The sequence below is a fragment of the Tenericutes bacterium MZ-XQ genome (genome assembly GCA_002838205.1).
Classification (GTDB): domain Bacteria; phylum Bacillota_I; class Bacilli_A; order Acholeplasmatales; family Acholeplasmataceae; genus Mariniplasma.
In genome coordinates this window covers 2,014,372-2,028,069 of sequence record CP017950.1, presented here as the reverse complement: position 1 = coordinate 2,028,069, position 13,698 = coordinate 2,014,372, and the positions used below count along the sequence as shown (strand labels likewise).

Annotated in this window: 14 protein-coding genes; 11 read left to right on the top strand and 3 right to left on the bottom strand. The window is 32.6% G+C overall.

Features of this window, described 5'->3' with window-relative positions; all coding sequences use genetic code 11:
- Positions 1-4: 4 nt before the first annotated feature.
- A complete protein-coding gene (locus BK011_09990) occupies positions 5-502 on the top strand; it encodes a GNAT family N-acetyltransferase (protein AUD66001.1) in 498 nt (165 codons plus the stop codon).
- Positions 503-745: 243 nt separating this feature from the next.
- Positions 746-1,774, top strand: a complete 1,029-nt coding sequence (locus BK011_09985) for a cysteine synthase (GenBank protein AUD66000.1) — start codon at positions 746-748, stop codon at positions 1,772-1,774.
- Positions 1,775-1,853: 79 nt separating this feature from the next.
- Here the strand turns inward: BK011_09985 and BK011_09980 are convergent, their stop codons facing one another.
- Together BK011_09980 and BK011_09975 are read right to left on the bottom strand one after the other, a co-directional pair.
- Complete coding sequence (locus tag BK011_09980; protein ID AUD65999.1) at positions 1,854-2,270, bottom strand: hypothetical protein; 417 nt, start codon at positions 2,268-2,270, stop codon at positions 1,854-1,856.
- A 137-nt stretch (positions 2,271-2,407) separates the two neighbouring features.
- Entirely contained in the window at positions 2,408-2,644 is a 237-nt protein-coding gene (locus BK011_09975) for a hypothetical protein (protein ID AUD65998.1), read from the bottom strand.
- Between the two features lie 176 nt (positions 2,645-2,820).
- Here BK011_09975 and BK011_09970 point away from each other — a divergent pair, with 176 nt between their 5' ends.
- The 5 genes from BK011_09970 to BK011_09950 all read left to right on the top strand — a co-directional run bounded on the left by BK011_09970 (position 2,821) and on the right by BK011_09950 (position 7,949).
- Positions 2,821-3,192, top strand: a complete 372-nt coding sequence (locus tag BK011_09970) for a hypothetical protein (protein AUD65997.1) — start codon at positions 2,821-2,823, stop codon at positions 3,190-3,192.
- Positions 3,193-3,327: 135 nt separating this feature from the next.
- A complete protein-coding gene (locus BK011_09965; protein AUD65996.1) occupies positions 3,328-4,722 on the top strand; it encodes a tyrosine phenol-lyase in 1,395 nt (464 codons plus the stop codon).
- A 1-nt stretch (position 4,723) separates the two neighbouring features.
- Entirely contained in the window at positions 4,724-5,962 is a 1,239-nt protein-coding gene (locus BK011_09960) for a hypothetical protein (protein ID AUD65995.1), read from the top strand.
- Positions 5,959-7,035, top strand: a complete 1,077-nt coding sequence (locus BK011_09955) for a butyrate kinase (protein ID AUD65994.1) — start codon at positions 5,959-5,961, stop codon at positions 7,033-7,035. The genes BK011_09960 and BK011_09955 overlap by 4 nt, the downstream gene beginning before the upstream one ends.
- A 17-nt stretch (positions 7,036-7,052) precedes the next feature.
- On the top strand, positions 7,053-7,949 hold the full coding sequence (locus BK011_09950) for a hypothetical protein (GenBank protein AUD65993.1): 897 nt from the start codon (positions 7,053-7,055) through the stop codon (positions 7,947-7,949).
- A gap of 320 nt (positions 7,950-8,269) precedes the next feature.
- Here the strand turns inward: BK011_09950 and BK011_09945 are convergent, their stop codons facing one another.
- Positions 8,270-9,835 carry a hypothetical protein gene (locus BK011_09945; protein ID AUD65992.1) on the bottom strand — a complete coding sequence of 522 codons (1,566 nt, stop codon included), beginning with the start codon at positions 9,833-9,835 and terminating at the stop codon, positions 8,270-8,272.
- A 281-nt stretch (positions 9,836-10,116) separates the two neighbouring features.
- On the opposite strand from BK011_09945, the gene BK011_09940 reads away from it, so the two are divergent.
- The 4 genes from BK011_09940 to BK011_09925 all read left to right on the top strand — a co-directional run bounded on the left by BK011_09940 (position 10,117) and on the right by BK011_09925 (position 13,695).
- The gene (locus BK011_09940) at positions 10,117-11,178 is read left to right on the top strand and encodes a hypothetical protein (GenBank protein ID AUD65991.1); all 1,062 of its coding nucleotides are present in this window, start codon (positions 10,117-10,119) and stop codon (positions 11,176-11,178) included.
- Between the two features lie 87 nt (positions 11,179-11,265).
- Positions 11,266-12,036 carry a phosphonate ABC transporter ATP-binding protein gene (locus BK011_09935; protein AUD65990.1) on the top strand — a complete coding sequence of 257 codons (771 nt, stop codon included), beginning with the start codon at positions 11,266-11,268 and terminating at the stop codon, positions 12,034-12,036.
- Positions 12,008-12,889, top strand: a complete 882-nt coding sequence (locus BK011_09930) for a phosphonate ABC transporter, permease protein PhnE (GenBank protein AUD65989.1) — start codon at positions 12,008-12,010, stop codon at positions 12,887-12,889. The genes BK011_09935 and BK011_09930 overlap by 29 nt, the downstream gene beginning before the upstream one ends.
- Positions 12,889-13,695, top strand: coding sequence for a phosphonate ABC transporter, permease protein PhnE (locus BK011_09925; protein ID AUD65988.1), 807 nt, complete (start codon positions 12,889-12,891; stop codon positions 13,693-13,695). Before BK011_09930 ends, BK011_09925 begins: the two co-directional genes overlap by 1 nt.
- Positions 13,696-13,698 lie beyond the last annotated feature (3 nt).

Below are 13,698 nucleotides of genomic sequence, written 5' to 3'. Positions count from 1 at the left end.
TGAGATGATGAATAACATTATATTAAAAAAAGATGAGTTTACGATTAGAAGAACTGATATAAGTGATGCTGAGTTAGTATTAGCATATATAAAAAAAATCGCAGCATATGAAAAAATGAGCGACTTGGTGGTTGCAGATGTAAATGATATTCAAGTATCGATATATGAAAAGAAACAAGCAGAAGTTGTTATTGCAGAAGTAGATGACAAACCTATCGGATTCATGCTTTATTTTTTTTCGTACTCTACGTTTTGGGGTAGGGCAAATTTATATTTAGAAGATCTATTTATTGATGAACCTTATAGACACAAAGGATATGGGAAACTCATGTTTAAAGCACTGGGAAAGATTGCGATTGAAAATAATTGTAAGAGAATCGATTGGATGTGTCTAGATTGGAATAAAAAATCTATTGAGTTTTATGAGAGTTTAGGTGCTAAGGCTTTAAATGAATGGATCACTTTTAGATTAGAGGATGAAGATATTCATAAGTTGATATAAAAACAATGATGAAAATATGTTTAGAAATCAAAAGGTGCATTTTATCTAATGTATCTTTTTGATTTTAATGAGGATGAATTTTCGCTTAGCTGAATCCATATCACAACTTAGTTGCATTAAAAAAGTAATCATAAAAAGCTGATCTTGTAGTGTTTAATATTGAATCTAATCATTTGCATATTGTTTATGACTAAACAAGAATGTATAATAAGGTTATAATTTTTTGACTTTCGGGAGGATTTTATGCATAATATGATAGGTAATACCCCCTTATTAATCTTAAGATATCAGTATCATGGAGAAGAACGAGTCATTTATGCAAAAGCTGAGTTTTATAATCTTACAGGATCTATTAAAGATAGGATGGCTAAACATATTATAGAAGAATCTTATAAGGATGGAACGTTAAGAAGAGGAATGCCGATTGTCGAAGCTACAAGTGGAAACACAGGAATTTCATTTAGCGCTTTAGGTGCAATGAATGAACATCCGGTACATATATTTATGCCCGAATGGATGACTAACGAGCGTAAACAAATGATTAAGAAGTATGGTGCTATACTTCATGAAGTTAGTCATGAGCAAGGTGGTTTCGAAGGTGCAGTAGCATTAGCTGATGCGTTTGCACTAGAAAACAACGGTTTTAGACCTCAGCAATTCAGAAATGAATATAATGTCGATGCTCATTATAAAACGACCGGACTTGAGATATGTACACAACTTAAAAAAATAGGCATTGAACCAGATGGTTTTATTGCAGGTGTAGGATCTGGAGGCACAATCATGGGTGTTAGAAAACGTTTAATCCAGTGTCATCCTCATTTGAAAGTTTTTCCACTAGAACCATTTGAATCTCCAATTTTATCAAAGGGTTTAAAAGGTATTGATCATAGGATTCACGGGATTGGCGATGGATTTATACCTGATATATTGAAGACTGAGTTGCTAGAAAAACCAATCGTAGTTCATGATGGTGATGCAATTCTAATGTCACAAATGCTTGCTAAAAAATTAGGTTTAGGTGTTGGTATATCAAGCGGTGCTAATTTTTTAGGTGCAGTTATGCTCCAAAACACTTATGGTAAGGACTTTAAAATCGTTACCGTGTTTAGTGACGATTCAAAGAAATATCTCTCATCAGACTTAACAAAAGAGGTTTCAGTTGAATCAGATTTTATTTCTCCTAACATTAAACTTATTGATGTCGATGGGGAATGTGTTTGCGATACTAGAATTATTCAAGGTACTTGTTATAAAGAGTTTGGTAGATAAGTAAATAAACTTATTTTTTCATTAAAGAACATTCACAAAAAAAGCAATCAGTCAAAGATACCACTGATTGCTTTATTTTTTATAGTGAGTTTAGAAATGAGATTAGTTTTTGGTGTTGAACTTCACTACCTTTGAAGGTAATCACATCAACACTTGCTTTTTTTTCTAAGTTGAAATAAAAAGGCTTTTCATAATTGCTGATGTAAGTTGTTAGTGCTAATTTTTGTTTTAAAGATAAGTTTTTAATTTGTTTAATAACCATGAGATCTTCTCCTTCTTGGCTAATGCCATTTAAATAATCCATAACTTCATTGATGTGGTTATGTCTTTGAGTCTTTCTTGTGATATCTTGTGAAAAGTATTGGTGAATATTATGCTCGCTAAATCTCCATGTTCCACCAACTTTTCCCCCCTTTAATAATCCGAGCTTCATGTGTCTTCGTATGGTTCGTTCGGGAATATTAAGCATATCCATTATATTTTTTAATGTATACATGTTCTCACCTCAACTTTAGTATACATTTGATAATTAAAAATAACAATGACAAAATTGCATGAAATGGCAGGTTTGATGATATACAAAAAAAGATGATAATCATATATCATCTCTTTGAAAGTTATAGTTTTTGAATGTTAAGCAAATACAGTAGGTCTCTTATACATGAGAATTGTGATGATGTCTATAATCCATAGCACTGCCCAACCAGCAAGTAGCCATATGATACCAACAATGATTTGAACTGTATCGTTTCTATCTAATCCTTTAACGATACGATAAATCCCCCATGCAAAACTATCAATACCAGGTAAAGCCAAAATTAGTTTGATGATTACTGGCAGATCATCTACTGCTTTAATGAACTCTTTCATTTGAAACCTCCTATTTTTCTTTAAGTATACCACTGTTTGATATTAAAAGAAAGTATGTAAGTTTTCTAGAAATAAAATTGATTATCAACATTAAAAATACTTAAAATAGATTAAAAATATGGTAATTTTTCAAGTTTTTTTATAAAATAGGGTTATAAAATAAAAGAGGTGATTAGATGTGTGTATTTTGTGATTTTTTAAACAAAGAAGATAAAATCATTTTACAAAACGATTATGCATTTGTGATTTACGATGGTTTCCCAGTGAATAAAGGACATATGCTTATCATGCCTAAACGACATGAAGAATCATTTTTCAATCTAACATCTGATGAAAAAAAGGCAATCGATCAACTTGTGTTAAAGGCAAAAGAATACATTGATTTTAATTATAAACCTGACGCTTATAATTTAGGTGTTAACGAAGGTGTTTATGCTGGACAATCCATACTACACTGTCATGTCCATATCATTCCGAGATATATCGGTGATGTCTCAAATCCTAGAGGTGGTGTAAGAGGCGTTATTCCAGCGAAACAAAACTATTAAAAGTATCAAAAATCTGTAACGAACCTAGGGCATCTTTTTTTAAGATGCTTTTTTTGTTAGCGTTTTCATAAAGGGGTTTATTTTATGCTTTTTAACATGTATAATAGAAGTGAAAAGACGAGGCCGAGGTGAAACATGAACAAGAAATATGTAGCAGAACCATATAGAATTAAGATGGTTGAACCTATTTTTGAAACAACAAAGGAAGAAAGAATAGAACTATTAAAAAACGCGGGATACAATCCTTTTTCTTTGAAAAGTGAAGATGTTTACATTGATTTATTGACCGATTCAGGTACGGGAGCAATGAGTCAGGAACAGTGGGCAGCGATGATGACAGCAGATGAAGCTTATGCAGGAAGTAAAAGTTTTTATAAGTTAGAAAGTGTTGTAAAACATATAACAGGATATAAATACTTTATTCCTGCCCATCAAGGCAGAGGGGCCGAACAAATCGTATTACCTCAACTTGTAAAACATAAGGGTATGTATTTTATCTCTAATATTCATTTTGATACGACAAGAGCACATGTAGAACTCGCAGGTGCAAGAGCTCTTGATTGCGTGATTGATGAATGTTTTGATATAGCATTAGAGCATCCATTTAAAGGGAATTTTGATTTAAATAGACTCGAGCATATAGTCCTTGAAAAAGGTAGAGAAAATATTGCTGGTATTATCATGACCATCACGAATAATAGTGCTGGTGGACAACCTGTAAGTTTTGAAAATATGATGGGTGTAAAAAAAATCAGTGACACATATGATATTCCTCTAATTATAGATGGAGCGAGATATGCAGAAAATGCTTATTTTATAAAAGAAAGAGAAAGAGGGTTTGAAGATTTATCTATCTTAGATATTGCAAGAAAAACATTTGATTTAGCAGATATTTTTATGATGAGTGCTAAAAAAGATGGTTTAGTCAATATGGGTGGAATTATTGCGATTAAAGAGAATCAAGAGTTGTTTAGAAAGTGTCAAACATATATCGTACCATATGAAGGGTTTCCTACTTATGGTGGGTTAAGTGGTAGAGATATGGAGGCTTTGGCACAAGGATTGATGGAAGCCTTGGATATTCGATTTTTGAGACATCGGATTGATCAAATCAGATATCTAGGGGATATGTTGAAAACAGCTGGAGTCCCTATTCAATATCCTGTCGGAGGTCATGCAGTTTTTGTAGACTGTGGAAAGATTGCTCCACATATTCCCTATGATCAGTTTCCTGCGCTCAGTGTTACAAATGCACTTTATATAGAAGCGGGTGTTAGAGGTGTAGAGATTGGTTCTCTGCTTTTGGGTAGAGACCCAGATACACATGAGAATTTGAAAAGCCCTATCGAGTTTTTAAGATTAACTATTCCTAGAAGACTTTATACATATCAGCATCTACATGTAGTTGGAGAAGCGATGATTGAAGTGTTTAAAAGAAGAGATGAACTTTTAGGTTATGCGTTTGAGTATGAATCACCAATGCTTAGACATTTTACATCAACATTTAAACCCATAAAGAAGGAGAATTAACATGCATATTGTTTTTATTAGTATTATAGGATTCATGTATATTTTTGAGTTAGTTATAAATATATTAAATGTGAGTTATTCAAAGCAAGGCATTCCTGATAATGTTAGACATATTTATAATGAAGAAGAATATAAAAGATGGTTGTCATATCATCAAGAGCATTTAAGATTGGGTATTTTAAGAAAAACAGTTTCGACAATTGTTATATTATCGTTACTCATATTTAATATTTTTGGTAATTTGGAAGCATGGGCAAAATCCATTTCAGATTTTAGTATTACTCAAACGCTGCTATTTTTACTTGTTTACTTGGTTTTAGAGACCGTGATATCAATACCATTAGATTATTATAGTACATTTTATATTGAAGAGAAATATGGGTTCAACAAAACAACATTCAAAACTTTTTGGACAGATAAGATTAAAAGCTTCTTATTGTCTGCAGCCTTATTTGGGGTTTTAATATCTGGACTTCAGTCGTTGTATATCGCTTTTTTAGATCAATTATGGTTATTTATTTTATTTGCATGGTTATTCCTAGCGATCGTTTTAGTTTTAATATTTGTATTGAACACCAAGGTTTTCGTAAAAGCATTTAATAAACTAACACCTCTTGAAGATGGCGATTTAAAAGAAAAGATAGATGCTTTAGCTATAGAGCTAGGTTTTGAAGTGCAGAAGATATCAGTGATGGATGCATCTAAAAGATCGAGCAAACTGAATGCATTTTTTAGTGGTTTAGGTAAGACTAGAGATGTTGTATTATTTGATACCTTAATAGAAAAACTAAATGATGAACAAATTCTAGCTGTATTGGCGCATGAACTAGGACATGCAACACACAAAGATACAACAAAAATGTTATTACAAAATATTATTACATTTGGTTTTTTTGCAGCGTTAATTGGCTTTATATTGCAATATTCTGAATTATACACTCAGTTTGGATTAAGCGGCATATTCTTTGGATTTGCGCTGGTTTTATTTATGATATTAATGGAACCTATTTCTATTTTATTGGGTCTAGTCACAAATAGATGGTCTAGAAAAATAGAGTATAGAGCAGATCGCTTCGCGAAGAAACATGTTGGAAAAGATGAATTGATTGGTGCTTTAGAGATTCTAGCTAAAGAGAACTTCGCCAACTTAAACCCACATCCTTTATATGTATCAATCTATTATAATCACCCAACCATTTCACAAAGAATTAGTGCACTAAATCAAAAGGAGGATTTATGAAAAAACACTTAATATTAGCAATTAATCCAGGATCAACATCTACAAAACTAGCAATTTATGAAAATGAAAACCTTGTTTCTGAGTTTAAGATTAGTCACGATACAGAAAAAATTATGAGCTATAAAAGAATCATCGATCAATATGATTTTAGAGAACAAGTCATTTTAGAATTCTTAAAGAAGGAAAATGTTGACTTATCAAAATTTTCAGCGATTGTTGGAAGAGGTGGTATGCTTAAACCGATTGAAAGTGGAACATATCAAGTGACTGATGATATGGTTAAAGATATGTATGAAGCAAAAAGAGGAGAGCATGCATCTAATTTAGGATGTTTGCTTGCTAAAGATTTAGCTGATAAACATAACATACCATCATTTGTCGTTGATCCAGTAGCAGTAGATGAAATGGATGATCATTATCGATATACTGGATTTCCTGAACTACAAAGAAGTTCACTATTTCATGCATTAAATCACAAAGCTGTTGCAAGAAGACGGGCAAAAGACTTAAGAAGAAAATATGAAGATTGTAATTTCATCATTGCTCATTTGGGCGGTGGTATTAGTGTTGCAGCTCATGAAAAAGGGAAAGTTATCGATGTGAATAATGCACTAGATGGAGACGGACCAATGTCTCCAGAAAGAAGTGGATCACTACCAGCTGGGCCATTATATAAGTTAGTATTTAGTGGGAAATATACACTTGATGAAATCAAAAGAAAAAATTATGGAAAAGGCGGAATGGTGGCATACCTTGGAACAAATGATGGCAGAGAAATCATGGAGATGATTGAAAAAGGTGATGAAAAAGCAAAATTTATATTTGAAGTTATGTGCTATCAAATCGCTAAAGAAATCGGAAGTGAAGCTACTGTTTTAAAAGGTCATGTAGACGAAATTATACTCACTGGCGGTTTGGCATATAATAAACTACTTGTTGATCTAGTTAAAGAGAGAGTTGAGTTTATTGCGCCAGTGATTGTCTATGCTGGAGAAAATGAAATGGAATCTTTAGCACTAGGAGCGCTTAGAGTATTACAAGGTGAAGAAAAACCGAAAGTATATAAATCATAAATGAGGAGTTGATTCATATGTTACATACAATTAATGACTTAATTCAAAGAGCAAAAGAAAAGGAAATGAGCACATTAGTCGTCGCATGTGCTGATGATAAACATGTTTTAGATGCTGTAGAAAAAGCAAGAGCGGAAGGTATCATTAGACCAATATTGGTTGGGAATAAAGAAATCATTCTTATGCTACTTGATGATTTAACAATTGATCCAGCATATTATGAAATCATAGATCTTATGGACCATGAACAAGCTTGTGATTATTCAGTTAAACTAGTTAGTGAAAACGATGGATATGTTTTAATGAAGGGCTATGTAGATACAAAAATCATTTTAAAATCTGTTCTAAAACCTGAATTTGGGTTTAAAGGAGATCATAGATTATCACATGTATCAATTTTTGAGTTAAAAAATTATCATAAGTTGCTAATGATGTCAGATGGAGCGATGAACATGTATCCGACTGTTGATGAAAAACAAGAGATTATTGAAAATGCTGTTAAAGTTTTTCATAAATTAGGAAATAGTAATCCGAAAATTGGTGTGATTGCAGCAATTGAGAAAGTCAATCCTAAAATGCAACCGACTGTTGATGCACAAGAACTAATCAAGAGAAATCAAGAAGGCATCATCGGTGGATGTATGATTGATGGACCATTTGCAATAGATAATGCAATCAATAAAGAAGCTGCAATTCATAAAGGTATTGATAGTGATGTTGCCGGAGATGTGGATTTAATTTTGATGCCACAAATAGAATCTGGAAATGTATTTTATAAGAGTATGATGTTTTTAGCAGACGCAAAAAGTGCATCTATGGTTGTTGGTGGTAAAAGACCAATCGTCTTAACATCTAGAGCAGATTCAACAGAATCTAAATTTTATTCGATTGCGCTTGCTGCAGCATTTGAATAATCATTAAGATTTCATTAAGTCCCTTGATTTTAAGAACTGCGTTCATTATAATGGGTTCAAAGGTTTTAGTTTCTCATGGGGGAAAACACAAAAACTCCTTTTTCTATTATACAGAAGGGACGATTTAATGTCATGAAAAGAAAGCACATATTCATAGTTGTTGATTTAGTCATCTTATTGGCATTAGTGCTGATTTGCTTATTGTAAAAATATCTTAAAGATATTAAAAAAACATACCTGTATTTTGGTGGTATGTTTTTTTTGATTTAAAATTATTTAAAGCTTTTTAATGTTCGCACATTGCTTATAAACGTTATTATTTAAAGATGTTTAATAATTTTTATGTTGTTTTCATCGAAGATACTAACTTGGTGACTTTTGCTAATTGAATCAATAAGAACTTCAGTGATATCAAGTGGAAAGTGTTTGATGACTTTTAAGTCTTCATGCCATGTGATATTACCACCACCGCTTAATCTATACGAATTAATAACGAAAGTAAATATGTCACTATCGTTAATTGGTACATCATTGACTTTAATATGTTTTACTTCATTATCTTTGGTTTTGTATATGTGATACTCATAAGAAACCCCACTGAAAATATCATAGTTATAGAGCTCTTTTTTTGGGTACAAATACTTTGGATTGATATCTATTTCTTGATGATCGTTAATATAAAAGAACTGAGCGTTATGTAAAAGTGCTGATTTTAAGGTCTTACCACTAATCTCACATAAACTTAGAGTATTTGGATACACATAAGTATTTAAGACATCTCTGATCGTGATGTTTTGATTAAATCCTGTTACATCATTGCCTAAACCACAACAGCTAATCATCGCGTTTGTGACATCTTTTTGAACAGCATTAATATATTGAAACATAATGTGATTATTAAGTCTATCTTTTAACGGATTCTCTAATTTAAAAGGTTGTTCAGTAAACCCGATGACTTGATCGAGTTCTTGGTTGGCATCATCAATAAAATCTTTAATCAAATCTATGGCTTCAGGATCATCTTGATAATCTTTCATATAAACTAGTTTTGCATCGACAGTATCAACATTCCAGTCTCCATTTTCGTTATTAAAGATGATGTCAGTTTGAGAAACACATTCACCTGCATATCCAGGTTGTAACATCACGCGATTTTTTTCATTGAGGACAAGATGTCTATGTTCGTGACCCGTGAGAAGAAGATCAACATCAGGTATGGATTTAAATATTTTACATCCAAGATTTTCAGTTGGGTTTTTAGCTTCATTTACTCCAGTATCTATGTTGCACTCATAGCCTCCGTGATATGCAACAATGACATAATCAGGATGCTCTTTTTGCTTGATTGATTCAATGATGTTTCGTGCACTGATATCAGCTTGTTCGAAAATTAAATCACCGATGGTTTTTTTTGTTTCCCAATTTGGGATATAGTTATTAGTGATGCCAATGATGGCAACTCTTAAATTATCTTCAAAAGTTTTGATATCATAAGCTGAACGAAAGTAAAGTTTATCACCATCGTATACATTTGAGCATAAAACTTTTACATGTGTTTGATCCAAAAACTCATTTAAATACTCAAGCCCATAGTTGAAATCGTGATTACCTGGGATAAAATAATCATATTTTATATGATTGAGTAACTGTGAAAATGGATTCCTTTTGCTTTTTTGATGATTTTTATACATAAAAGCTAAAGGGCTTCCTTGGATTGTATCTCCTAAATCAATTCTAATTTGGTGTTCTTGTTTTTGTGTTTTCAAGAAACTGGATACTCGAGATAATCCCTTCGGCATAGGAGGTAAATGGCTGTATGAGTCACTTGTTAAATGTCCGTGAGTATCTGAAGTATGAAAAACAGTAAGATGGAATTTCCTTTTCATATCTATGTTTCCTTTTCATAATTTTTTTTTGCTAATTCTAGTATACTACAAGGTGATGATTTTTAAAGCCTTTTATTCTTTACAAAGGTAGGGGTCTTTGCTATAATTAAGACATATTTGATATATCTTATGAATGACCGAGTTTTGTGATTTTTATTTCTTTGGCACCATAGATGAACTGCTGCACGAGTTTCTCTTTGTGCTCATGAAATAAAAGCCACATATGTGGTTTTATTTTTGTAGATTATCAAATAAAAAAAATAGAGGAGAAAAGTGAATTTATGTACAAAAAATTAGTGTTATTTACATTAGCTTTTGTAACATTGCTAGGGCTTGCTGCTTGTGGTGAAGCTGAAGAAAAAACAGATTTAAGCGTATTCTTCGTTCCTTCAAGAGACAATGCTACGTTAGTTCAAGGTATTAGTTATTTGCCAGAAGTATTAAAGGCAGAATTAGCTGAACTTGGTTATGATTTCGAAACAGTAAGTGTTTATGTAGGTACTTCTTATGAAGCAGTTGGTCAAGCACTTGATGCTGGTACTGCTGATGTTGGATTTATTCCTGGTGGTACTTATGCTGTATATGCTGATGGAGAAAATATGGATGTTGCTTTAACAGCTACTCGTGCTGGATTAAACAACGATTCAGATAATCCAAAAGACTGGAACGACAACAAACCAACTACTGGTGATTCAACAAAACAAGTTACTTACTATCGTTCAATTGCTGTTGCAGGTACTTCAGCAAAAGGTAGAGAACTTGCTGCTAAAGTAAATGGTGGAGAATCTTTAACTTGGGAAGACTTACAAGATGTTAAAGTTGGTGTACAATCAGTTACATCTTCTGCAGGTCGTGTTTACCCATCATTATTGTTTAACACATTATTTGGTAAAACATTAAATGATCTTCCACAAGCAAATGTGATTCAAGTATCTGGATACGGCGGAGCAGCAGCTGCGTTAGCATCAGGCCAAGTTGATATCGCATTCGGTTATGCAGATTTCAGAAGAGATTATGCAGATGAGTGGATTTCAAGTGATGAAGGCGGATATGGTCGCACTGAATCTATTTGGGATGAAACAGATGTTGTATTTGTAACAGAAGGTGTTTATAATGATACAATTACAGTTTCTAAGAAAACTGTAGATGATGATTTACAAGCAGCTATCGAACAAGCATTTATCAATTTAGTAAGTGATGAAACACCACTTCCTAAACCAGTTGCAGGTGTGTTTGAAATGGTTAAGGATATTTTCTCAGTTTATAGCCACCAAGGTTATACAAGAGCAGATGATTCTGATTATGATGGCGCTCGTGCTGCAAACGATTTAATTAACGGCTAATCAACAATTTAAAAATATTTAAATAATAGATAGGCTTAGTATGAGAATGCATATTAAGCCTATATTTATTCAAAAGGAGTTTTCATAATGATTAAGTTTCAAAATGTTTCAAAGATATACCCTAATGGTGTTCAAGCACTAAAAAATGTAAATTTAGTCATACATCCAGGAGAGTTTGTAGCAATCATAGGATTAAGTGGTGCTGGGAAATCAACACTCATTAAACTAGTTAATAGAATGATTGATATAACAGATGGAGAGATCATCGTAAATGATCAACATGTTAATGATTTGAAAGGTGTAGAGCTTAGAAGATTTAGAAGACATGTAGGTATGGTTTTTCAATCGTTTAATTTAGTTAATCGCACAAATGTATTAAACAATGTTTTAGCTGCAAGAGTTCCAGACATGAATTTTATGCAAAGTCTTCTCGGGTTATACTCCAAAAGAGATAAACTTCTTGCACTAGAATCCCTAAATAAAGTGGGAATTTTAGAAAAAGCTTATATTCGCGCTGATCAATTATCGGGTGGACAACAACAGCGTGTTGCTTTAGCACGCACTCTCGCTCAAAACCCAGATATTATTTTAGCGGATGAACCAGTAGCATCTTTAGATCCAATTACTGCAAATCAGATTATGAGTGATTTCCAAAGAATCAACAAAGAAGAAAATATTACAATTCTTGTCAACATGCATCACGTTGATTTAGCGTTGAAATATGCCACAAGAGTGATTGGAATCAATCAAGGCGAAGTTGTATACGATGGCGACTCTAAAGCGGTTACGGAAGAAATTTTAAAGAAAGTCTACGGAAGAGAGTTAACTGATGAAGACATTATGTTCAAAGATCAATAATTTTTTCAAAAGTTACAAACAAAAGAGCGAGATAAAAAGAACTACCCATCTTCATGATGGATCATTTATTGTAAAACCTAAGTCAAATAATATTTTTTATGCATCTATAGTTATAGCTGTGTTTCTTTATTTTTGGTTTAACATCATTCAAAATTATTTTAATCGTGTGGGATTTAATTTCTTCATAAGAAACATCCCCAACTTCTTTACCATTCTTGGCGACATGATTGCAGAGTTTAATATAGATTATGCGAGCAATGTTGTAACACCAATGGTTGAGACGATTCAAATATCATTAATCGGAACATTTATTGGTGCTATTCTATCTGTTCCAGTTGCAATATTAGCATCAAGAAATATTATGGGTGCAAAAAATCCTGTACCTAACATTGTAAAATCTTTTTTAGCAGTTATTAGAACTTTTCCAACATTAGTATACGCATTAATCTTTTCTTATATTTTTGATTATGGAACATTTATTGGTGTTTTAGCAACCATTTTATTTACATTTGGTATTATTACTAAAATGCTATTTGAAGTTATAGAAGGTTTAGATATGGGTGCATTTATTGCAATAGAAGCAACAGGAGCAACTAAACTTGAAGCTTTTAGAGCAGCGATTGTACCACAAATACTTGGTCGTTTTTACTCGATTGTACTATATACATTTGAAATAAATTTAAGAGCTTCAGCAATCTTAGGATTTGTCAACGCTGGTGGTATTGGTAGAGTCTTAAACGATCAAATGCAATTAAATAAATTTGGAAATGTATCAGTGATTGTTCTTTCACTTCTTGTCGTTGTATTAGTTGTTGAAAACCTCTCACAATATCTTAGAAGGAGGTTAACATAATGAATGACGTATTATTGGCTTATGAAAGACGCCCAAAACATACCGTTAGAAATACGATTGCTGCTGTCATTATTTTAGCACTCTTCATATGGAGTTTGGATGTTATTAATTATCCTGGTATTTTTGAAGAGGGTATTAATATCGCAAGAAACTTGTTTAGATCATTCTTTAATCCTACATGGGATTTAATTTTCAGTTATCATGCTGGAAGTATTCCTAGACTCATGTTTGAAACCATTGGTATTGCGTTTTTAGGAACCCTTCTCGGTGCTATCTTATCTGTTCCGTTTGCATTTTTAACTGCAAAAAACATTGTAGGTAGAGTGCCTAGTGTTATTGGAAATACAATCATTACAACGATTCGTTCATTTCCGTTTTTCATTACAGCGTTGATGTTCGTAAGAGTAACCGGTGGTGGAGCGATGACCGGGGTATTAACTATTGGTGTTTTATCCATTGGTATGATCTCAAAACTTTATATCGAGATTATTGAAGATATCGATCCCGGTATTATACAAGCGCTTGATGCATTAGGTGCGACAACATTTCAAAAGATCAGATACGGAATTATTCCTCAGCTGACAGCAAGTATGTTATCTGTAATTATTTATCGTTTTGAGATTAATGTTAAGAATGCCACAGTTTTAGGTATCGTTGGTGCTGGTGGTATTGGGGTTTCATTGATTTTAGCGATGAATGCAGGTCGATGGAGAGATGCTTCAGCAGCTTTATGGGGTATTATCATTGTTGTGTTGATTGTGGATTTCTTCTCTACAAGAATCAGAGCAAAACTTGTTAATGGATAATTT